Origin of the sequence: Mesorhizobium sp. M0571 (genome assembly GCF_040320985.1) — a bacterium.
GTDB lineage: Bacteria > Pseudomonadota > Alphaproteobacteria > Rhizobiales > Rhizobiaceae > Mesorhizobium.
On record NZ_JAMYQT010000038.1, the window covers coordinates 28,397 to 50,335 of the forward strand.

General features: G+C 59.7%; 13 protein-coding genes and 7 pseudogenes. 14 read left to right on the top strand and 6 right to left on the bottom strand.

Going from position 1 to position 21,939, the window contains the following annotated elements:
- The first annotated feature begins 1,413 nt into the window (after positions 1 to 1,413).
- Complete coding sequence (locus NKI85_RS28985) at positions 1,414 to 3,069, top strand: MFS transporter (protein ID WP_352779602.1); 1,656 nt, start codon at positions 1,414 to 1,416, stop codon at positions 3,067 to 3,069.
- Positions 3,070 to 3,115: 46 nt separating this feature from the next.
- A pseudogene (locus NKI85_RS28990) lies at positions 3,116 to 3,650 on the top strand (ABC transporter transmembrane domain-containing protein); the annotation flags it as partial.
- Here the strand turns inward: NKI85_RS28990 and NKI85_RS28995 are convergent.
- On the bottom strand, positions 3,625 to 4,224 hold the full coding sequence (locus tag NKI85_RS28995) for a cold-shock protein (protein WP_352492847.1): 600 nt from the start codon (positions 4,222 to 4,224) through the stop codon (positions 3,625 to 3,627). The pseudogene NKI85_RS28990 and the gene NKI85_RS28995 sit on opposite strands and share 26 nt — an antisense overlap.
- 279 nt (positions 4,225 to 4,503) lie before the next feature.
- Positions 4,504 to 4,719: pseudogene (locus tag NKI85_RS29000) on the bottom strand (3-methyl-2-oxobutanoate hydroxymethyltransferase); the annotation flags it as partial.
- A gap of 147 nt (positions 4,720 to 4,866) precedes the next feature.
- On the opposite strand from NKI85_RS29000, the gene NKI85_RS29005 reads away from it, so the two are divergent.
- Positions 4,867 to 5,829 carry an NUDIX hydrolase gene (locus NKI85_RS29005; RefSeq protein ID WP_352779603.1) on the top strand — a complete coding sequence of 321 codons (963 nt, stop codon included), beginning with the start codon at positions 4,867 to 4,869 and terminating at the stop codon, positions 5,827 to 5,829.
- 73 nt (positions 5,830 to 5,902) lie between these two features.
- On the opposite strand, the pseudogene NKI85_RS29010 reads toward NKI85_RS29005, so the two are convergent.
- Positions 5,903 to 6,202, bottom strand: a pseudogene (locus NKI85_RS29010) (transposase); the annotation flags it as partial.
- A gap of 119 nt (positions 6,203 to 6,321) precedes the next feature.
- Between NKI85_RS29010 and NKI85_RS29015 the strand changes: the two are divergent.
- Positions 6,322 to 6,606 carry a hypothetical protein gene (locus NKI85_RS29015; protein ID WP_352452632.1) on the top strand — a complete coding sequence of 95 codons (285 nt, stop codon included), beginning with the start codon at positions 6,322 to 6,324 and terminating at the stop codon, positions 6,604 to 6,606.
- A 166-nt stretch (positions 6,607 to 6,772) separates the two neighbouring features.
- Here NKI85_RS29015 and NKI85_RS29020 read toward each other — a convergent pair whose 3' ends face one another.
- Complete coding sequence (locus tag NKI85_RS29020; RefSeq protein ID WP_352458542.1) at positions 6,773 to 7,459, bottom strand: isopentenyl transferase family protein; 687 nt, start codon at positions 7,457 to 7,459, stop codon at positions 6,773 to 6,775.
- A 724-nt stretch (positions 7,460 to 8,183) separates the two neighbouring features.
- Between NKI85_RS29020 and NKI85_RS29025 the strand changes: the two are divergent.
- Positions 8,184 to 8,524: pseudogene (locus tag NKI85_RS29025) on the top strand (PIN domain-containing protein); the annotation flags it as partial.
- Between the two features lie 227 nt (positions 8,525 to 8,751).
- On the opposite strand, the gene hemN reads toward NKI85_RS29025, so the two are convergent.
- Entirely contained in the window at positions 8,752 to 10,092 is a 1,341-nt protein-coding gene (gene hemN / locus NKI85_RS29030) for an oxygen-independent coproporphyrinogen III oxidase (protein ID WP_352779606.1), read from the bottom strand.
- Between the two features lie 1,044 nt (positions 10,093 to 11,136).
- Between hemN and NKI85_RS29035 the strand changes: the two genes are divergently transcribed.
- From NKI85_RS29035 to NKI85_RS29080, 9 genes and pseudogenes are all read left to right on the top strand, one after another.
- A complete protein-coding gene (locus NKI85_RS29035; RefSeq protein ID WP_352779608.1) occupies positions 11,137 to 12,297 on the top strand; it encodes a porin in 1,161 nt (386 codons plus the stop codon).
- 14 nt (positions 12,298 to 12,311) lie between these two features.
- A pseudogene (locus tag NKI85_RS29040) lies at positions 12,312 to 12,522 on the top strand (bifunctional hydroxymethylpyrimidine kinase/phosphomethylpyrimidine kinase); the annotation flags it as partial.
- A 400-nt stretch (positions 12,523 to 12,922) separates the two neighbouring features.
- Entirely contained in the window at positions 12,923 to 14,455 is a 1,533-nt protein-coding gene (locus NKI85_RS29045) for a Fic family protein (protein WP_352779609.1), read from the top strand.
- A 175-nt stretch (positions 14,456 to 14,630) separates the two neighbouring features.
- Positions 14,631 to 16,040 carry a prenyltransferase/squalene oxidase repeat-containing protein gene (locus NKI85_RS29050; RefSeq protein ID WP_352779611.1) on the top strand — a complete coding sequence of 470 codons (1,410 nt, stop codon included), beginning with the start codon at positions 14,631 to 14,633 and terminating at the stop codon, positions 16,038 to 16,040.
- A gap of 63 nt (positions 16,041 to 16,103) precedes the next feature.
- A pseudogene (locus tag NKI85_RS29055) lies at positions 16,104 to 16,896 on the top strand (type I restriction enzyme subunit R domain-containing protein).
- A gap of 79 nt (positions 16,897 to 16,975) precedes the next feature.
- A complete protein-coding gene (locus tag NKI85_RS29065) occupies positions 16,976 to 17,362 on the top strand; it encodes a hypothetical protein (RefSeq protein ID WP_352610601.1) in 387 nt (128 codons plus the stop codon).
- A gap of 890 nt (positions 17,363 to 18,252) precedes the next feature.
- A pseudogene (glyA, locus tag NKI85_RS29070) lies at positions 18,253 to 18,625 on the top strand (serine hydroxymethyltransferase); the annotation flags it as partial.
- 61 nt (positions 18,626 to 18,686) lie between these two features.
- Positions 18,687 to 19,862, top strand: a complete 1,176-nt coding sequence (gene metK, locus NKI85_RS29075; RefSeq protein ID WP_352779617.1) for a methionine adenosyltransferase — start codon at positions 18,687 to 18,689, stop codon at positions 19,860 to 19,862.
- 109 nt (positions 19,863 to 19,971) lie between these two features.
- Complete coding sequence (locus NKI85_RS29080; protein WP_352458263.1) at positions 19,972 to 20,964, top strand: adenosine kinase; 993 nt, start codon at positions 19,972 to 19,974, stop codon at positions 20,962 to 20,964.
- Between the two features lie 32 nt (positions 20,965 to 20,996).
- Here the strand turns inward: NKI85_RS29080 and NKI85_RS29085 are convergent, their stop codons facing one another.
- On the bottom strand, positions 20,997 to 21,668 hold the full coding sequence (locus tag NKI85_RS29085; RefSeq protein WP_352779618.1) for a transposase: 672 nt from the start codon (positions 21,666 to 21,668) through the stop codon (positions 20,997 to 20,999).
- Positions 21,669 to 21,939: the final 271 nt, after the last annotated feature.

Consider the following 21,939-nt stretch of genomic DNA (forward strand, 5'->3'; position numbering starts at 1 on the left):
CGGACACTCTTCAACCTTGCCGGTGGCCAGAGCCAGTCCGCTATGTCGACTAAAGGCGTGCGGACTACAAGTGCAACCATCTGGTGGACGGCTCCTCTGCAACGATGGTAGCGCGGTTCGCGTGTCCAAGGCTGGGTTGAAGCTCTACGTCGCGGGTTGAGTGATCGTTGGCAAGGCTCGCGGCTCAGACGCCGAGGACGCGGTTCGCAATTCCATGCAGGTGGTCCTTTCCTTTGGTTCCTGCATTTCGCCTCTGGTGAGGCGCGGCCGACTCCCGTCATGCATCACGCCGACGACCGCCGCTTCCTCGCCGCGCCAAGGGTTTGACTAGGCCGACGATAGACCATGCGATAAGCAATTCCGAAACGATGTGGCTTCCTTGCGCCAAGTCGGCTCTGTCGAACAGCGATGTCAACATGATCCTGAGTTCCGAGGGTTCGCCGCGCATCAATCCTATAACCTTGATGACGTTCCTGACTAGGAGGATGAGGCTGCTCCAACACGTTCACGGTGTTAGGAATTGCCATTGCACGAGTTGATCTCGGACTTCTTCGTCGCGCATCGCCAATTTCCAGCCCAATACCGCGCCTACGCTTGGTACCCCAACCACGCGGCCTATCGCCCTCATGCCCACTTCGAGGACCCTCCAGGATCGGGCCTGTTCGGATAGGTGTGGGAGGCCGAGGCATCAGAGGGAACGGCCAGACGCTACCATGAGGATGCGCCATCTGCCGAAGAGCCGTACCGTTACCTTCGTCACTGTGCGGAACGCGGGGCGACCGTCGCGTCAGCCATCCGGCTTTGGGTGTCATTTCTCCCCTGGCGGAGTCCACCGCCCCGACAAAAGCCTGACCTTTGCCAGTCTTCTACGGGCAAGCGTTCGCGCCAAAAGTTCAAAGCCGTGTCCATAACATTCAACAATGAAAGCCAGCCTCATCAGATCGAGCAGAAAGTCGTCGATGGCATGTGTGAGCGCGTCAGACTTTTGTTCAAGCTGAAGCAGCAAGGCGCGCGCCTCTTCGATCGCGGCCCGGCAACCGTCTGCGTTTATCAGGAATCAATCCTGTCTAAGATCTGCAAGCCCTCACCTCGCCCCAAGCCAGACTCAGCGCATCGAACGCCGTTGGAGAGAGTTTCCGACGAAAGAACATCGTCGCGTTTCGCGAAAAGGCATCGCTCGGCAAAGTGCCCGTTGATGAAGCATGCTGCGTCAAACGACAAGCAAGATCCGGGCTCCACCCAGTGATGTCTTCGAAGGCGGGGTGAGCCGGCTCGGGCATGCGTCTCGGCCGCAACCCTTAATCACGAGGAACTGTGCCGCAAGGCAAACAGTTTCTCTCTATTCTTCTAGCCGCCACGGTTCAGCCTAGATTACATGGGAAACGACAATAACGGGAAGCAAAGGGTCGCAAAATGAGTAGGGTGGCTGGATTAAACGAAGATTTGGCTGCACCAACGACCTTTGGGCCACTTTTGCAGCCCACCTTTCGTTCGATCTGGCTCGCCACGCAGGTTTCGAGTCTCGGCTGGCTGATGCAGACTGTCGCCATCAGCTGGCTGATGGCAACGATCTCGACTTCGGATCTGATGGTTGCGCTGGTGCAGGCATCATCGAACCTGCCCGCTTTCGTCTTGTCCGTCTTCGCCGGGGCTCTCGCCGACAATTTCAGCCGGCGCCGGGTCATGTTCGCCGGTCGGTGCCTTATGGTGATTGCGTCCGCGATGCTGACCGCGTCCGTGGCGCTGGGCTTTGTTAGTCCGTGGATGATCCTTGGCTTCAGCTTCTTGATCGCATGCGGCGGCGCTCTCAACGATCCCGCCTGGCAGGCGTCGGTTGGCGATATGGTGGACCGGCGCGATGTTCCCGCTGCCGTTACCCTGCTTTCCGTTGGCTTCAACACCGTACGGACCGTGGGCCCGGCGCTCGGCGGCATTGTGGTTGCCTCATTCGGCCTCATGGCGGCATTCGCCGTGACCACGCTCACCTATTTCGTACCCTTGGTCACTATTTGGCGCTGCAAGTGGAAGGTTCGCTCGTCCCCTCTTCCACGCGAGTCGATGAGGACGGCGATCTACGACGGACTGCGCTTCACGGCGATGTCATCGGAAATCAAGGCAGCGATCGCGCGCGGAACCCTCTTTGGCTTGGCGAGCATCGCCATACTCGCGCTGCTGCCGGTGGTTGTCCGCGACCAGCTGGGAGGAGGTCCACTCGCCTATGGCGCGCTCATGGCTGGCTTCGGGACCGGTGCCGTCTTCGCCGGCCTCTCCAACAGCCTGTTCAGACGGAGCTTGTCGCAAGAAAGGCTGATGAGGCTCTCCTGCCTCGCCTGCGCGGCGTGCTCCCTCTCCCTGGCTCTGACCTCTTCGATCGCTGTGGCGGCAATTGCACTCGCCCTGGGCGGCGCCGGTTGGGTCACCGCCTGGTCGGGGGTTGGCGTGAGCGTGCAGCTGGCGAGCCCGCGCTGGGTCGTGGGTCGCACAATCTCGATCTACTACGCATTGATAGACGGCGGCATCGCTGCCGGCAGCTGGGTATGGGGCACGGTTTCCCAGAACCATTCGCTGACCTGGGCGCTCGAGGGTTCCGCTGTAGCCCTTCTGATCGTCGCTGCAGCCGGCGTTCTGTTTCCTCTTCGCGAGCGCCGTGAGTCCGAGCCCGATCCTTTGGAGGAATTCGACGCCCCAGCTGTCGCTCTCAGTTTGAAGCCGAGAAGCGGCCCGATCGTGGTCAAGATCGAATATCTGATAGCCGAGAGAAATGTCGAGGCCTTCCTCGACCTCATGCGGCAGCGGCGTCATGTACACAGCCGCGTCGGTGCTCGGAACTGGACGCTCCAGCGCAACCTTCAGAAGCCTATGCAGTGGACAGAAACGTTCCGCACGCCGACCTGGACCGACTACCTTCGCCTCAATCATCGTCTCACGGAAGTAGACAAGGAACTGGACGAGCGTGTCTTCCAGTTACACGCGGGAGAAGAAGCGCCTCAAATGACGCTTTCGATTGAGCGGCCGACAAGCTCGGCCCGGAAACCCGACCAGTCAATCCTTCACCTTCCCCGTCATTGAAGCCTGACCTTCCCATATCTGGGCATCAGCGATCGTTAAAGATCCGGTGATGGATGAGAATCTCGGCGGCATCCGTGTCGTGCGTGCCTTCGCCGCGCAGCCGCACGAGCTGGAAAAGTTCGACCGCGCCAAGCAGGACGCGCCTTGATCTCGCCAATGAGCGCGTCGACATCCGTGTCGGCAACACCAGCGCCATGAATTTCTCGTTCCTGACCGCCATGGGCCTGGTGCTCTGGTTCGGTGGCCAGAAAGTGATCGCAGGTCAAATCAGCGTCGGCACGCTGGCCCTGTTGCTCACCTTCATGACCATTCTACAGATGCCGGTGCGCTAGCTCGGATTGATGGTCAACTCGTTCGCGCGCGCCTCGACCTGCGGCACGCGGCTGTTCGAGTTGCTCGACGCCGAACTTGACATCGAGGACGCGGCGGGCGCCAGGGATCTCGTCGTCACCGACGGCGTGCTGCGCTTCGACAATGTCGGTTTCTGCTACGCGGGCTCGGGCGGCCGCCCGACGCTCTCCGGCATCTCCTTCGAGGCGAGCAATGCATCGCCGTCTAGGCAAGGCGAATGCTCCGGACTTCCCAGCCTTTCTTGCCTTGCCCGCATTCGACAAACACCTTCTGTCCCGCCACCAGCACGCTGAGCCCTGAGCGCGTCAGGGCGCTGGCATGAACGAAGACGTCCTTCTCACCGTTGTCAGGAGCAATGAAGCCGAAGCCCTTTTCGGGTTTGTACCACTTGACCGTGCCCCCGCTCTCCAGCTGCGCACCGGTTTCAACGAAGGTCCCTCCAGCGACACGCGTATGTGACGGAGTTTTCGCGCGGTGATCGCCGATCTCCAGCACCTGCGCGACTTGATGACCTTTTGGACTTTTTTCGACCGTGATCTTGAGAGGCGTTCCCGCGGCAACATCCCGGCTTCCGGCCGCCTCTAACACTCGCACGTGCAGATAGGCCTCCGTGCCGTCCGACAGTTTGACGAAGCCAAAACCCTTGCTGACTGTGAACCACAATACCTCCGCATCGACAGGATCTGCCGTCACGGTCGGCGGGCGCTGAAAATAGCTTGGCTCGGAAGTCCGTTCCGAAAAGGAAACGGGGTCATCGTCATAGCGATGCCGGCGTGGCTCGCGATGGTCTCGATATTTGCCCATGATCATCTCGACTGGCATGGATGGCGCACTGCGCTACCGTCAAGATAATCTCAATCGGGCGACGCGTTTATGTCAAAAAGGCCGTGAAGACCGCAGCTGTGCCCGGCCTATCGGCCGAACCCTTTGAAACTAGATTCATTTCCCCTGAAACAATAGTGCCGGCGAGTCGATTTACTGACTCGCATAGGTTGTGTTGGAGCGAGAGTGCGATGATGCTGGCGCGGGCGCACTGGAAGGGCTTTATCAGGCATTGCGGAAAGCCTGCTCCGGGTTTCTTCAAAAGGAACCGAACGGCGGGTCGACGACCATTTGCGCCGGCTCCAGGCCACGGGGCAGGCCTGACCGTGCATGATCATCATCTCCAGCGTCACGCCCAGCGTCGACGCCAAGCCGTGGAGAACCATGCCGCGCTGTCCCGACGAGAACAACGTCGCAATGTCGATCGACGAGCTTTGAATCGGCGCACTCAATGGGCCTCCTTCCCCAAGCACGGATGTCGCGTTGGCACTTTTTGTGCAGCTGCGAAGAGCTAAAATCGCCACGACGGGTGGTGTTGACGCGCTGACAATTATCAGACAAAAACGGAATTCAATCGGTTCAGCCGCCTACGCGGCAGGGCTCTGCTCAACGACGTCGGGGACCATGGACGATCGCGCAAAAGGGATTAGGAAAGGCGGAGCTGGAGGCAAGGCCAACGACGTCAATGCGGACTTGATCGCCGTTGTGGTCGCCATGGACAGCAGCGCCCCCTGCGTTCTGACCATCCCGCAGGCAAACGCCCTGCCCTCCGGCCCGTTCGAGCTTGCTCACCGTTCGCTGCAGTCGGGCCTCAGGGGATGGGTGGAACAACAGACCGGCCAGCCGCTCGGCTATATCGAACAGCTCTACACCTTCGCCGATCGCGACAGGGTTGGCGCTGACGACCGCGTGGTCTCTATCAGCTATCTGGCGCTCACCCACCAAGACGAAGCTGGCGACCCGGCCGGGCGACACTGGGGAAGCTGGTACGACTATTTCCCGTGGGAGGATCACCGCTCCGGCACACCGGCGGTCGTGTTGGACGAATTGCGGCCGCGCCTGATGGAATGGGCGGATGGCACTGACGACAGTACGACACGCCTCGACCGACGACGGCGGGCGGCGATCGCCTTCGGCTTTGACGACCGCCATTGGAACGAGGAACTCGCGCTTCAACGTTATGAGCTGCTCTACGAAGCCGCCCTGGTGGAGGAAGCAATACGCGCCGGACATTCCGCTGCGCCCACCTGGGTCTCGGGCAGATCGATGATCGCCGATCATCGTCGCATCCTGGCGACCGGCATTGCGCGGCTGCGCTCCAAGATCAAATATCGGCCGGTCGTATTCGAACTGATGCCGCCGGTCTTCACGCTTTTGCAGCTGCAGCGCACCGTGAAGGCGCTTGCCGGCAGGCTCGTGCGTAAGCCGAACTTTCGCCGGCTGATCGAGCAGCAGGAGCTGGTCGAGGAGACCGGTGAGACAACCGCGGAAACCGGCGGCCGGCCGGCGCAACTTTATCGCTTCCGTCACGCCGTTCTCGACGAGAGGGTGATAGCCGGAACAAAATTGCCGCTCTCGCGGGCTTGACCCGCCTTGCGCCAGCAGCCCTGACGATGTCGCGGATGGCTTGGCCCTTGTGAGAACCGGGATTGTCGAGAATGACGATGTCGCCCGGATTCAGTGTTTTGTTGAGTTCGGTTTCGACATAGACGCGAAAGGCCTGCGTATTGATGGGTCCATCAATGACCCAAGGCGCCTCCACCCGATCATGCCGCAGCGCGGTGATGAAGGTCATCGTCTTCCAATGGCCATATGGTGCGTGGGCCATCAGCCGCTTACCGCGCACACCCCAGCCGCGCAACGGCGCCATGTTGGTCTTGACCCATGTTTCATCCAGGGAGACCAGGCGCGTAGGGTCAATGCGGGTCTGATAGCGCATCCATTGCGCACGCCCGCGCATCAGCTTTGGCTTGAGCTGCTCGGCCGGCAGAACGGTTTTTTTGAAGCTCTTGCCCTCGCGGTGCAGGAAGCGACCGACGCTCGCAGGAGACCACGTTCAGCCAGTGCCGCCGTCAATTGATGAAGCGTCATGTTGGCATCTCGCTCAACCTCGCCCAGGACGAAAGCACGGTGCTCCCCGTCGATCAGATAGGGCCGATGACCACCCATCTTGCCGGGTGCCGCACTGCCACGGCGACGCTTGCGGCCTCGGGCGTTTCCTGGGCGAAGGCGGTGGCGATGAAAGCCGAGACGACGCCACAGACTGGGCTGGCGGATAGTAGTTCGCGAGTCAGCCACGGTAGCGGTCGCTACGAAGCGCGCAGCACTTTGTCATCGGTACATTCCGTCCCATGCCTGAAATGAGCAGTGCAGCCATGTCGCCTCCTCCGCAGTCACCGTGGCGAAAGCAATCCTTCCGCTGCCACACGGACCTAATGTCGCCTGGCACTAGCTTGCTTCAGCAAACCACTTAGCGCAATTCTCAGGAGCTACCGTGCCCGCACCGCAGGCGAGGTCCGGGGAGGCTTGCTCACTCAGTTTGCCATTCTGGAAAGTCGCGTTCTTGCCAACGCGCATATTCGAGATATTCTCTCGCAATCGCCTCTACAAGATCTTGTTGGAGCTCTTTGCGAAGGCACGGCATTTCGCTGATTGCCAAGCTGTGCTCTCTCGCAAAACGAATGGCGCAACGATATCCGTCAACGTCTTCCAAAGTGAGACGGACTGCATCTTCCTTCCACTGATCCGCAAGTTCCTGCAGCAATGAAGGTTGTCCTTCTCTTGTGACAAACATGTCTGTGACCCGACGCTTGGCTCTCTCCAGAAAGGCGTCCGAGTTGCCGAGCCGCAACCGCCTTACATGCCATCGAAAAGCGCCATCCCAATGCTGACTTCGCGCCATTAAATTGAGAAGGGAGATCGAACCGCCTTCGAGGATGAGCCCCGGCTGGGAACTACGCTCATCCACTTGCATTATCAGCTTACGATGGGCGGTCTCGGCGTCGATGATGCCCGCGGTTAGCGGGCGCGAATCCAAGTAGATCCGCTGGGTAGATTGCAGTTCGGAATCCGAGGGACGCCCGCTGCCGGTGGCGATTTGAGGACAGCATTGTACACGATCCAGCGCAATGACCGGCCATCCGGTCTCTCGTGCAATTTGGATTGCCGCGTCTGTTTTGCCGCTGCAGGTCGGCCCGTAAATCAAATAGATTAGCATGTGTATGCCGCTTAGTTTATCGGAACTAACCGCCCCCCAAGCACAAGATACTCGGTAGGCTTTCACCGGACTTGTCGCAAACATTTTGACAAGCGGCGATTATGCCCTGAAACGACGCCATTTTCGAACTTTGTGAAGTCCGAAAGGGCGCAAGCAGCCCGTTCTGGTCGTTCAGTCCAGTCACCAACGCCTCTGTTTGACGCTTGACGACGGTCCACTTTGCACATCTCATGCCGACTGTGACGCAACGCGGCACCGCAGGATGGTGACCTCGTTGTCTCCGGCAAAAGATCCTTGCGCGTCTTGGGTTAATCGAGGCGGCGGCGCACGGGCGCCTTATTGTCTCGGAACATGGCCAGGAAGGCGGCTGATCAACAAAAGTGGAAGACGGTGTCCCGACGACCTCACCGATTTGTGAGGCGACCGAGGATCTGCCCGACATCGTCGATCTCGTCCTCGAGGTGGGCCGTGTGCCGGCCGCGCCGCCAAAGCCTCCTCCCGGCTGGAAGCCTCGTCGAAACGGCACAGGAGTACACCAAAGCCGCCAGCGCGCAAACACACAGACCGCCGGCGCCAAGGATTTGGCGCTTTTTGCGTGGCGTCCGCTCCGATCTTCCGGAAGGGGAGCTGACTGCTGTTTTCTGGGCACTCGCTGCGCATCGCCGCTGCGCAACGCCGAACTGGACATCGAGCGGCTACGCGATGAACCGCATGGTCTGCCATTGTGAGGCTCTTGCTCGACACTAATGGCCTCTCCGAGGTGACGAGGTCGAGCCCTGACGCGCGCGTGCTGGAATGGATGACGGGCTCGATGAAGACCGCTCATTTATCAGCGTTGTGTCGATCGCCGAGATCCGGCGCGGCGCTGCCCTCATGGACAAAGGTCGGAAACGTGACGCACTGGCCGGATGGCTCGCCCGGGACCTGCCGCAGCGCTTCGAGCCGAGAGTCCTGCCCGTGGACGAACTGGTTGTCCTGGCCTGGGGCGACCTGACGGGCCTCGCGAAGCGGCGTGGCCGCGGTCTGTCATCGATGGACGGGCTGATTGCAGCCACCGCGATTTCCTGACCCATCACATGGCGGGGATATTCATGCGCTGACGGCGAAACACCCAGATGCCCCGCACCTACCACGATCAATATGGAAACGCCTCGGTGGCAGCCACGAGGTCGATGTCATTGAAGATGAGATGAAATAGGCGGATCAGCTCTGCTTTTCGCATCCTTGACGCGCGCTTCATGACAGGCCTCGGCCAAGGGCGTCGGGTTTAGCTTCCGGTTGGATGCTTGCCCTCACCTGTGGCTATACTTACGGCCATCCCGATCGAGAAAAGCATCGAACGCGGCAGCGACAGCGCGAATTACAAAGCGATGCTCCCGCCGTACGCGGACAAAACCGTTTTCGAAGTCCACTATCCCGTCCTCGGCCAGCATCGCCAAGCGTTCAGCTGAATCGAGAAGACGGATCGGATCAGATCCGTGGGCGGCACAGATTGCCTGCACATCGGCCTCGAGATCGCACATTAGTCGCTCGATAATTGCGGCTCGAACGCGGTCGTCGTCGGTGAGGCGATAGCCCTTTGACGTCGCCAGACGGCCAGCTGCGATGTGCTGGATGTAGGAATCCCGTGTAACTTCGTTTTGGACGTACCCCTCGCCGACGCGGCCGATAGCCGACGCGCCGAAACCGATCAGGGTTCTGCAGGTGGTGGCCGAGTAGCCCAGCGAGTTACGCCGCAGGCGACCCGTTTTCTGTGCCAGCGCGAGCTCGTCGTCCGGCAAGGCGAAATGGTCGAGTCCGATCTCGCGGTAGCCGGCGGCAATCAGCGTCGCGGCCACGGCCGCATACTGTTCGGCGCGGGCAGCGCTGCCCGGAAGAACTGCCTCCTCGATGAGGCGCTGATTCTTTATAAGCGACGGGATGTGCGCATAGCCGAACACCGCAAGCCGGTCGGGGCGCATTGCGACCGCCGCCCTCGCGGTCTCGACGCAGGACTGCACCGTTTGATGCGGGAGACCGAAGATGAGGTCGAAGTTGATGCGGCTTACTCCATGCCGGCGCAGCATTTCCACGGCAGCCGACGTCTGCGCCTCACTCTGAACCCGGTTGATTGCTTTTTGAACAATGGGATCGAAGCTCTGCACGCCGAGACTCACACGGTTCACGCCGGCTGCTCCTAAGGCCTCGGCCATCTCGGCCGTGAACGTGCGCGGATCAATCTCGACGGCAACCGTAGCTGTTTTCGTGAGAGCGAAGCGGCGTCGCAGGAACTCCATCAGAGCCAGGAACTCGGCTGGTCCTATGAGAGACGGCGTTCCGCCGCCGAAATGCATGTCGCTCACGGGCAGCGTCTGCGGCGCTCGCTCCGAGACCAAACGGATCTCGTCACGCAGGGCCGCCAGATAGTTGAGGATCGGCGCATCATGGCGGGTGATGGTGGTGGGGAAGCCACAATACCAGCAAGCTGATCGGCAGAACGGAACGTGGAAATAGAGCGACACCGGATCGTCAGCCGGCAGGTTCCTGAGCCATTCCTCATAAGCCTCGGCGCCGACCGCCCCAGAGAACTCTGACACAGTCGGATAGATAGTGTACCAAGGCAGGCCGGCCTCGCGATATTTTGTGGTCTGCAAGAGTTACCGTCCCATGCTGATAACCGCCAACCTTACCGCTGCGCTCGCCTGTGTCTTTGCGCTATGTCAGTCCGTTCCGCTTTGGGCTCGAGACTTGTATTTCTCAGCAATAGCGGCCGTTCAGTCTTGGCTGGACGGTCAGCGACTGGCCATGGCTGTTCCCGCCGCGACCCTCACGCGCACCGTTTGGTTCCACCATCCCTTCCCTTCAGCCTGCGCCTGGTCGAGTAGATTCTGCTGAGCGCGGCTGCCGCATCCAACGAGATAACACGGCGTTGGGACCAGACTTTGCTCGCCAGCTAGCGCAGCCCATAGTGATCTCTGGCATCTCGATGAGCTCGTTGTGTGAATTGCTGGCAAGAAGCATTAGCTGTGGCGCGCCGTCTATCAGGACGAGAGGCTGCTCGACGCGACCGTCAGGTCGGCCGCAATGCCAAGGCCGGCGCGCCTACTGACTCCGTGGTGGAGGCAAGGCTGCGCGTCAGCGCGTGATTACCGATCATCGCGCTCGCCAAAATGACGGCGTCGTACCGAGCGGTGCCGCCGCATGATGTCTCAACGTCGGGGCTCACAGCAGACAAAGCTGTCGCCATTGAACGAAACTGTCGCGAAGCGAACAGACGAACCGTAGCCGAAACGTTTGCCGTTCGTGCTTGGGTTGATCCGCAAGGCAAAAAGGAAGGAAGAGCGAACCAAGGTCCGCCGGCACACTTGAGCTTCAAGCCGCAGCTGCGTCGTCAGGATGGCACGTCATTTGCAGTAGAAGCCTTTGTGACGGCCCGCCCACAACTAGCGGAGATGACGGGGATGATTTGTACAGAAATGTTGGATGGAGTCGTTTCGGCGATTATTATATTTGGAATAACAATCGCATATTTGTAACAATAACACCCAATCATATTCTCAATTTCTGATGAATATCTGGCGTGACGAGCGCATCAAAACTGCTCAAATTCAACTCAATGCGCATCGTTATCGACTGTTTCCTTAGCACGACTTCATCACTGACGTCCATTCCTTTTACTCTTTGAACGGAGATCAACAATGAACATTAGGAGCCTCCTCCTCGGCTCAACTGCGGCACTGATTGCCGTTTCCGACGCTCGCGCCGTGACCGCCGTTGCCGAGCCTGACCCGACTGAGTACGTTAAAATCTGCGACGTCTACGGCTCGGGCTACGTCTACATTTCAGGCACTGAGACCTGCGTACGCATCGGCGGCTATGTCCGTTACGACGTCGGCTTGGGCCATGTCGGATTGGTTGATCACGCAAGAACCTCGGATGTGAGGACTGGTGAGGATCAGGGCACATGGCAAAACAACACGCGCTTCACATTGAAAACTTGGACCGGCCAGGAGACCGAACTCGGCACGTTGAAGACCTACACCGAAACCCGCATGAACTTCGGCAACCGCGGCGCTTCGGTTTCGGACAGTTCTCGGCCCTATGCCTTCAACGGAGACAGCACTTTGACTTTCGCCTGGATTCAGCTTGGTGGCCTCCGAGTTGGTAAGGACTGGTCGGCCTTCGACATGTTTATTGGCGGCGCAGGTGACGTACTCAACCAGACGCCGGTTCCGTACGGCCCTTTCGATACCAATGTGGTTCAGTACTACTTCGACGTCGGGAACGGCTTTTCGGCCGTGGTTTCGCTCGAAGAAGGCTCGGGCGTGGTCGGCACAATCGACAGCTACGCACCGCACGTAGTCGGCGGCTTGAAATACACACATGGCTGGGGCGCGATCACCGGCGTTGCCGCTTATGATAGCAACTACGAATCGGTGGCCGCCAAGGTCCGTGTCGACATCAATGTCACCAACGAACTGTTGCTGTTCGGAATGCTCGGCTACGGTTCCAACGGCAAGCTCAACGACGACTCCACGAACGCCATCGACGCTCATGGTCGCGGCTTCTATAAGAGTTGGGGCGGGAACTGGGCTTTCTGGGCTGGCGCCACTTACAAGCCCAACGAGACAACTTCGTTCAACCTTCAGCTCTCCGGTGATCAGCTCAAGAACCATGGTGTCGCTGCAAACGTCGCCTATGCGTTTCTTCCAGATTTCACAGTTACGGCGGAACTCGACTATGGCCGATACGGTAACTTCGCCGTCGGCAAGGTGGACGGCGCTTCCAACATGAATTGGACCAACGCCAACAAGAAGAGCAGTGTCGGCGGAATCCTGCGTTTCGAACGCTCATTCTAACGGATGAAAGGGCGCTGAGGCAGGCATCGCATGTACTTGTCGTCGGCGGATCGGACTCCAGTTGGGGGTGCCGGAATCGCGCGCGATATCGAGACGCTCTCCTCCATGGGCGTGCGCAGCTGCCTTGCCGTCACTGCGGTGACGGTGCAAACACACGACAGCGTCACGGACATCCTTCATCTGCAACCCGGTCTGGTGGCCGATCAGATGCGTGCAGCGATCTCGCGGGCGTCGCGGCGTAGTGAGCGCGGGCGCGGCCGTGATGATCGTGGCGGGAGGGAGAGGTAAGGAGCGTCTTTCCTTTGAGAATTCGCGTTTACGGGTACCCACGATGCACAACGGGCGAGTTTTTTAGAGGCGCGTCCTCCTTCGAAGCGCTTCGGAGGGCCAGGCTCTAGGCTCGCCCCGAGCCCCTGCGTAGCCTGCGGGGGAGCTGGGTCTCGGCCCATCCGGGTAACGATCCTTCGTGCGGCTATGGAAACGATCGCATTTGCCGATTATCGCATAAAAAACTTGTTGTCGCACGACTAAAAAAACTTGCAACTCCACAGCATCATTGACTTGTCGCCTATCAGCACTATATACTTGTAATCGCACAGCTCTAAAAACTTGCAAAGGCACGGCCATGGCCAAGCCCCATGAAAAACTCGCTGTATCACTGGCCGGCCTCAAAGAGCTGCAGGAGGGTGGGCGGCGCATATTCAAATCAGATAAGCTGACCCGCGTCCACCGGGAGCGGCTGCTGCAGAACGGGTTCCTGCGCGATGTTATCAAAGGCTGGCTCATGTCGACCGGCCCGCAGGCACGGCAGCAAGACACCACCCCTTGGTACGCGAGCTTCTGGGAGTTCTGCTCCCTTTACTGCAATGACCGGTTCGGCAAGGACTGGTTCCTCTCACCGGAGCAGTCGCTGCTTCTGCACGCGGAAGCGCCCACTATTCCGCCTCAGGTGGTGGTGAACACCCCCAAAGGCACGAATAACAAAATCGACCTGCTGTTCGGCACTTCGCTCTATGACCTCAAGGTCAAGGAGATGCCGGCCGAACTGACAGAGAAAAACGGCCAGCGCGTGTTCACTGTCGAGGCCGCCCTTACCCGGGTGCCGGAAGCGTTCTTCCAGCGCGCCCCTATCGAGATGCAGATCGCCATGGCGTCGGTGCGCGACGTATCAACCGTCCTGGCTCTGCTGCTTGATGGCGGCCATTCCGCCGTGGCGGGACGGCTTGCGGGGGCCTTCCGTCGCGTAGGACGCGACTCCTTTGCCGATGAAATCGTGGCCGCCTTCAAAGCCGCCGGCTATGACGTGCGCGAATCCGATCCGTTCGCGGGACAAATTGGAGTGACAACTATTGCGGCGGGCGTACCGCCGTTGGTCGCCCGCCTGCGCGCGATCTGGCAATCGCAGCGCGAAGCCATCATCGAGATATTCCCGAAGGCACCCGGACTGCCGTCCGACAAAGACGCCTATATGAAGTTCGTCGAGGATATCTACGAAAGCGACGCCTACCATTCGCTGTCGATAGAAGGGTACAGCGTCACCCCGGAACTCATCGACCGGGTGCGCGAGGGGAGCTGGAATCCGGAGATTGATGAAGAGGACCGCAAGAACCGAGATGCGCTTGCCGCGCGTGGCTACTACCTCGCATTCCAGAAGGTCAAAGACTCTGTTGCCGCGATCATCAACGGCAAGCCAGCCGGCGCGTTGACGCGGGACACTCACCGGGAGTGGTACCGGGAGCTGTTCGCGCCGTCAGTGACCGCCGGCATCCTCAAAGCCAGCGCGCTTGCGGGATATCGCAATCACCCTGTGTACCTGCGCGGCTCGCAGCACGTGCCGCCGCGTACCGAAGCGGTGGCCGATGGTATGAATGAGCTGTTCGACCTGCTGGAGGCGGAGAAGGAGGCCTCCGTGCGTGCCGTGCTGGGGCATTGGCTTGTGGGCTATGTGCACCCCTATCCGGACGGCAACGGACGAATGGCGCGGTTCCTCATGAACGCGATGCTGGCTTCAGGCGGTTACCCCTGGACAGTCGTCAGAGTCGATGACCGGAAGGCCTACCTCGCAGGGCTGGAGGAGGCGAGCGGCAATATGAATGTGAAAACGTTCGCCGCCTTTCTCGGCGAACGGGTGAAGTGGTCTATGGAGAAGGCGGCGTGAGGTCGGTGGTGTGCCATGTTTAACTTGCTTGTCTCGAGCCACGGCGAGTGGTGGGAAACGCCGCCGTTCACGTCAACCATTGACCGGTTCAAGGAATCTAGCGGCGCCGAGGCCGAGGCTATCGACCTCGCGCCCTGAAACATTGCGCCGGCTGGAGGAAATCCCGGCGCTTTTGATGTACGAAGTCGGGGCGGGAGGCCCGCACGCGCGCGTGGTCCGGCACAGCCGCATACGCAATATCGTTCGGCGCGGACACGAACTGGCCTTCACCTTCGAGCCCGATCCGAAACATCCCTTTCTCGACCGGTCAGCGGTGTTGAGAATTGCGGACCGGCTGGGCATTCAACAGTTCGAACAGCACCGTACGCACTGGGCGATCAAGGATGGTGACATTCCGGCCGAGCTGATTGCCACCAGCACCGCTGAACGGGCGCAGCGCACCGTTGCCGTGGTTGCGGCAGAATATGTAGAAGCGCGCCGCGAGGGACGAAGGAGAGAAGCTGCCGAACTGGCCGAAGAACTGGAGGATTTTCCTCCCTCGCTGGAGAAAGCACTGTCGCTCGTGCCGGCGCGTATCCTTCAGCAGCCGACACCCGAATTATACCCGATCCTTGGGATAGAGCCCCGCACGCCCGAAGGCCACAACGCCGTCGTGGCCGTCGTCGCAAGGGATCACAATGGGCAGGACTTGCCTGCCGACTGGTCTTATTCGCTGGCGTGGTTCCTGGACCTTTACGGCAGCGCGACGGAAGCGGGGCGCCTTGACGGCGCGCTGGCCGAATGCGCATCGCATATGATCGCGCTCGGCACTGGCGAGGGAGAAGCCGCCGCCCCGGTTGAAGATATCGGCTACGCACTCTGGCGCTGTTCGCGAAGCCCGAAACTTATCGGCGATCTGCGCCGGGAAATTGCGGTCCTGACTGATCGCCTCGTGCGCCGCCAGGAGGGTGGGGGCTACTGGAATGAAACTAGAGAAGGGGTTCCCCGGCCCGGCCTGCGCGCGACGGCCCTTGCGACAGTCGCCCTTCAGCGGCTTGGCGATGACCGCTACCACGACGCAATTCGGAAGGCCGTGTCATGGCTGATCACACAAGTTATTCCTGACACAGGCGCGCTTCCGCGCGACGCGGGCGACGACGATCCCGAGGTCATCGCCACGACACTCGCGATGGAGGCTATTCGCCGGTCTGATTTTGTCGATGACGTGCCCCACGTGCTGGCGGCTGGAGATGCCTGGCTGGTCTCCGGTCAGACCGTGCTGGGAGGCTGGCAGGCAGAGCCGTGGGCAGAGGATTTTGTCGCGGCCTTGGTGCTTGAATATCTCGCGCGCCAAAACGAGATGCTGCCGCAGGTCGATGGCTTTCTCCTGATGGCGCGCGACTTCTTCCGCAAGGCAGAAGAGCTGCAGCTGGAAGGCGGCGCCAATAATCGGCGGCTTGCTGCCATAGCGACCGTGCATGCTGTGGAAATGTTCCTCTATGGGCTGTTTGAGCGGCGGGAAGATTTGGCGCTGTCAGCCTTCCGCGAAAACGGCACTGAGACGCTCGGCCCCCGGACAGCGCCTGGGTTCAGAGGACAAAATTGATCAGTGGTTCGATGCCAAAACCAAGGCCCTGAATGACTGGCAAAGGGATGAGCTAAAAAAGAAATGGGGCACGATGTAAAACGTGCTCAGCTCGCGATCCCGCATGGATCGTGTCGTCAGCGACATCGTCTTCGATTTCAGCGTGAAGCCCCGCCTGTCAAGCGAACGCGGCAACGCAATTCTCGTCGCCTCCAGCATCTACGAAGCCTGCAAGTACTTCGAGCTTTTTCAAAAGACCCGTTCCGCAACAAGTGCGCCCTGATCAAATCGTACAATCCGAATGCGCAGGACATCACAAAGGAAGGGACGGGCGCCAACACCGATACCGACCGGCAGGTCATTTACAACACCTACACCGAGTTGCTGAAGGGCGTTGAGGCCAAGGGCGGTTTGTCCAAAACCGAGGTGTACGAGGAGGCGGCCAAGGCTCTTTTCACCAAGGAGCCGGCGAACATGAAGCTGCTGGTGGTCGTCGACAAGCTGCTCACAGCTTTCGATGCGCTGCACCTATGTCTACATAGACACGTCTATGCAGAGCCACGGCCTGTTCCAAGCGATTTGCCGGACCAATCGGCTTGACGGCGAGGACAAGGATTTCGGTTATATCGTCGCCTACAAGGGCCTGTTCAAGAAGATTGAGAATGCGATCGCGGTCTATACGTCGGAACTTGATCATTCCGACGACGGGCCGGCTCCGGATGTGCTGCTCAAGGACCGTCTGAAAAAAGGAAAAGAATGTCTCGATCAAGCCCTGGAACGCATTGTCCTGCTTTGCGAGCGTGTGGAGCCGCCGAAAGGAGAACTGGAAATACATCCACTTCTTCTGCGGCAACACCGAAATCGCGTCAGACCTTAAATAGCGTGAACCTCAGCGCGCGGCCCTGTACAAGGCAACCGCAGGGCTGCTGTGGGCGTATGCTAATATCGCGGATGAAATGGATGCCGCAGGCTACAACAACGCCCACGTTGCCCGCATCAAGAAACAGGTCGAGCATTACCTGAATGCGCGGGACACTGTGCGTCTGGCCAGCAACGAAAGCCTCGATCTGAAGGCCTACGAGGCTGATATGCGGCACTTGATCGACACATATTTCAAAGCCGATGAGCCTCGCAAAATCTCACCATTCGACGGCATGAGCCTCCTTGAGCTCAGCTCGTTTGGTAGGACGTGCTGGACGATAGGGTCACCATTCCCCGCAAAATCAAGCAGTCCAGCGAGCGTAAAATCCAGGATCAAGCTGACCGCACATGGAATCTTCTCACTACGCTTTACTACAAGGGGACAGGCCGTATCCCTTGGCGCCGGAAGAAGATCGGATTGAAAGGGAACTTTCTTTGTCATCTTTGCATCACGGTCAGTCTGCTCGAGATTGACCGCTGCAAACCGGGAGCACGAGCGGGCTGGGCAAACGTTGCAACAGATCCTTCAAGGAAATTCATTGACTCTTAGCAACTCCGGTTCGCTGTGAATGGTAGGCTTATTGCAACGTCTGAGGTCAGTGGGGTCCAAACCGTGGCGCCGCTTATTCTCCGACCCGCCGAACTGCGTGCAATTTCGGCTAAAGGCAATGGCAAGAAGAGCGCCCATCTTGTTTGTTCGACACAGCCATATCGGCTCAAAACAGTATCTTCACGGCCACCGACATTGTCCGGTCGGTGGACAATCAACCATATAATTTGGTTCGAAAGCCGCAACATCTGTGGAGAACGCGAAATGACAAATTCAGTAGGACGAGTGCCTAGGCTTTCCAAGTGGCTTGGTCCTGACCAATGCTGACACTGGTCAGTCGCCTACGGACGGCAGCGCATTTAGATCGCCTTCGAATCCTAGGTCTTTGCGCGCACGCGGACCTAACTGTCTGCCAGCTAGCGGAGATTCTGGGTCTGCGTCGTGAGCACGTTGTACGACACGTCCGGCTGCTGGCCAGAGCCGACTTTCTCTACTGCAACGAACAACGCCCGTGGTGCTCGTACCATCTCAAAGCAGCAGGTAAGGACGGCGGGCTGGTTCAGTTGTTGGTTGATCTCCTGCCCCACAGCGATGGCTATCACAAACGAGACCTTCAACGGCTCGAAGCGACACAAGACGCGCCGTCGAAGGGGATCGCATGCTTGACCGTGAAATAGATCCAATTGGAGCGCGAAACCACCATGGACAACTCCGCCGACGGCGCCATCGCGCCGCCCGACACTTGCGGACGGTCTCGCTTGGCGGCCTCTGGCCCACGCGCTTCTGGACCGAGGTTATGACCTGGTCACCGGGGGCACTGACAATCACATGCTGATCCTTGATCTTCGCGATCGACCACTATCAGGCAAGGCCTATGCCGAGCGGTTAGCGAAGGCAGGCATCATTACGAACTTTAAATGGTGCCTGGCGACCCGCGGGATCCGGCGGTCACAAGCGGAATTCGCTTGGGGTCGCAGCAGTGACGTCCATCGGCATGCGCGATGTGGAAATGGTGCAAATTGCTGGCTTCATTGACTGCGTCCTCCGGCGGCCTGATGACGAAGATCTCCATGCCTGCGTGCGAAGAGACGTTGCCGATTTGTGCGCTGCGTTCGAGGTCCCGGGCATCACCAACAGCGCAAGGTGGGCTAAGCAAAATGCCCCATACAACTCCAACACCCGAAACGAGGCATTTCATGGCTAGGCAGTTCGTGTTCTCTTCCGAATCGGTTGGCGCGGGACACCCGGATAAGTTGGCCGACAACATCTCGGATGCCATCCTCGATGCCATCCTCCGCACCGATCCCAAGGCGCGCGTCGCCTGTGAAGCGTTGGTAAAATCAGGGATAGTCGTTCTGGCTGGCGAGATTACCAGCGATGCGCGGGTGGATTATAGCCAAGTTGCGCGCGATACGATTCTCGATATTGGATACGACGATGAGGCCGTCGGCTTTGACGGCCGGCGTTGCTCCGTCGTTCATGCACTCACCGAGCAATCGCCCGACATTAGCCAGGGCGTTGACGAGGGACGAGGGCAGGACCTCCAGCAGGGAGCGGGAGATCAGGGCCTCATGTTCGGCTACGCATGCCGCGAAACCGATACCTTGATGCCTTTGCCGATCCAGCTCGCTCATCGCTTGACGAAACGACAGGCAGATGTCCGGAAAGCACGACAGCTTGGCTGGTTGCGTCCTGACATGAAATCCCAAGTCTCAGTGCGCTATGAGGGGTTGCGCCCGGTCGCCCTGGATACCATCGTCGTATCGACCCAACATGACGAGCAGGTCTCGCAAGAGACGGTCCGCGAGGGCGTCATTGAGGAAATCATAAAGCCTGTCCTGCCGACCCACCTGGAGACGGAAGGCATCAGAATTCTGGTCAACCCGACGGGGAGGTTCGTAGTCGGCGGGGCGCGCGGCGACTGCGGTCTCACTGGACGCAAGATCATCGTCGATTCGTATGGTGGGATGGGTCGTCACGGCGGCGGCGCTTTTTCGGGCAAGGACCCGTCCAAGGTTGACCGCTCAGCTGCCTATGCGGCCCGGTATGTCGCAAAGAATATCGTCGCTAGCGGACTTGCGGACGTCTGCGAGGTGCAGCTTGCTTACGCAATCGGCGTGGCCAGTCCGGTTTCTGTCATGGTCAACACGTTCGGGACAGCGAGGGTTGAGGAAAGAAGGATCGAGCGCCTCATTCTTGAGTTGTTTGATCTCAGACCGAAGGGCATTATCAAGATGCTTGATCTCTTACGCCCTATATACCGCAAGACCGCGACCTATGGCCATTTCGGCCGTGAAGAGCCTGACTTCACCTGGGAGAAGACAGACAGGGCCGACGAATTGCGTCGCGAGGCAGGACTTGCCGCCCCGTGAGGGCTGGCGCCGAACGGATTGGCAAGCGGAAAGCCCATTCCCACTGGCCAGACCCGCCCGCGCCCGGCGTGGCAGAAAGCCGGTGGGTTTTTGGCGGAGACATGAATTGATGCCGGACTATGACGTGCTTTGTATCGGGAATGCCATCGTCGACATCATCGCCCAGTGCGACGAGGCGTTCCTGGAGACCAACGGCATCATCAAGGGCGCGATGAATTTGATCGACACGAGGCGCGCCGAACTGCTCTACAGCCGCATGGGCCCGGCCATTGAAGCCTCGGGCGGCAGCGCCGGCAACACGGCGGCGGGCGTGGCCTCCTTCGGCGGTCGCGCCGCTTTCTTCGGCAAGGTCTCCAACGACGCGCTCGGCGAAATCTACGCGCATGACATCCATGCCCAGGGCGTCGCCTTCGACACCAGGCCGCTTAACGGCGAACCGCCGACAGCGCGCTCGATGATCTTCGTCACGCCGGACGGCGAGCGCTCGATGAACACCTATCTCGGCGCCTGCGTCGAGCTCGGCCCGGAGGACGTCGAGGCCGACAAGGCGTCGGGCGCCGCGGTCACCTATTTCGAGGGCTATCTGTGGGACCCGCCGCGCGCCAAGGAGGCGATCCGGCAGACGGCTAAGCTCGCCCACGCCGCCGGGCGCGAAGTGTCGATGACATTGTCGGACTCGTTCTGCGTCGATCGCTACCGCGACGAATTCCTCGATCTGATGCGCTCCGGCACCGTCGATATCGTCTTTGCCAACAGCCACGAGATCAAGTCGCTCTACCAGACCGCGTCCTTCGACGAGGCGCTGGCCCAGATCCGCAAGGATTGCAAGATCGCCGCCGTCACCCGCTCGGAAAAGGGCTCGGTCATCGTGCGCGGCGACGAGACCGTGACCATCAATGCGACCAGGATCCGCGAGCTGGTCGACACCACCGGCGCCGGCGACCTCTACGCTGCCGGCTTCCTATACGGCTACACGCAAGGCCGCAGCCTGAAGGATTGCGGCGATCTCGGCTCGCTGGCAGCCGGGCTGGTCATCCAGCAGATCGGCCCAAGGCCACGGCAGAATCTGCGCCGAGAGGCCGAGCAGGCGGGATTGCTGTAGGTGGCGAGCCAAGAACCAGCTGCCCACCCTCCTTAATCCAGCCCGAGCCTTTTCTTCAGTTCCGCATTCTCCTTGCGGAGACGATCGGCAAGCAGGCTCTTTAGCCGCTTGTTTTCTTCCTCGAGCGCGACGAGATCCTTCAGCCCGTCACTGTCCGCCGGCGGCGCCGCCTTCTTCCAAAGATAATATGTCTGTTCCGAGATGCCGGCTTGCTTCACCGCACTCTTGAGAGTAGCGCCGCCGCCGATCGAGGTCTCGATCTGCGCCAGCTTCTGGGCACGATCCTTCGCGGAGTAGCTCTTTCGGCCTGTTCGCGCTGACGGCGGTGCTTCAGTGGCCGCGGATATCGGCTTGGCGCCGTTCTTGCGGGCAGGCGAGCTCGCCTCAGCTTCTGGCTTCCTCGACCGCCGCGCTCTCGCCTTCGGTTTTGGCGTTTCCGTTTTGTCTGCCGGTTCGCTAACTACTGCTGACTCGGTGTCCAGGGGATTGGCCATGAAATGCTCCACTCGCGGTTCGTGCAAAGGTTCAGCATCAAGGACCACTACAGTAGAGTCAACAAGCTGACGATTTAACGGCTCGACTTCCTTTGTTGTCTCGGCCATCGCCGCGGCGATGTCGAAATTGCCCCAGATGGAACGTGCGGATTTTTGATAATTGCGCTTTTGTTTGACTTCCACGGTGAATGGTCGCGTCTGCCGCCTCATAGTTCCTTCCTGAATAGGAGAATGAAGTCGCCGCTCGAATTTTTGGCGCTTCCTGCTTAGCGCGGAGCATTATCGTATAGCCGCTCAACGGGCAAGTGATGCCGGTCTTCGATGGCTGACCCATCTGGGGAGATTTGAGCGGCTTCGCGCGTCCTGCGCATGCCTGTAAGTGTCCGTTCCAAAAAGAGTTGAGTGATTTCAGCAGGTTGTGATTCTGTCGGATTTGCGAGATTCGATGGAGATCACGATGGCCTGGACTGAAATCACCCGT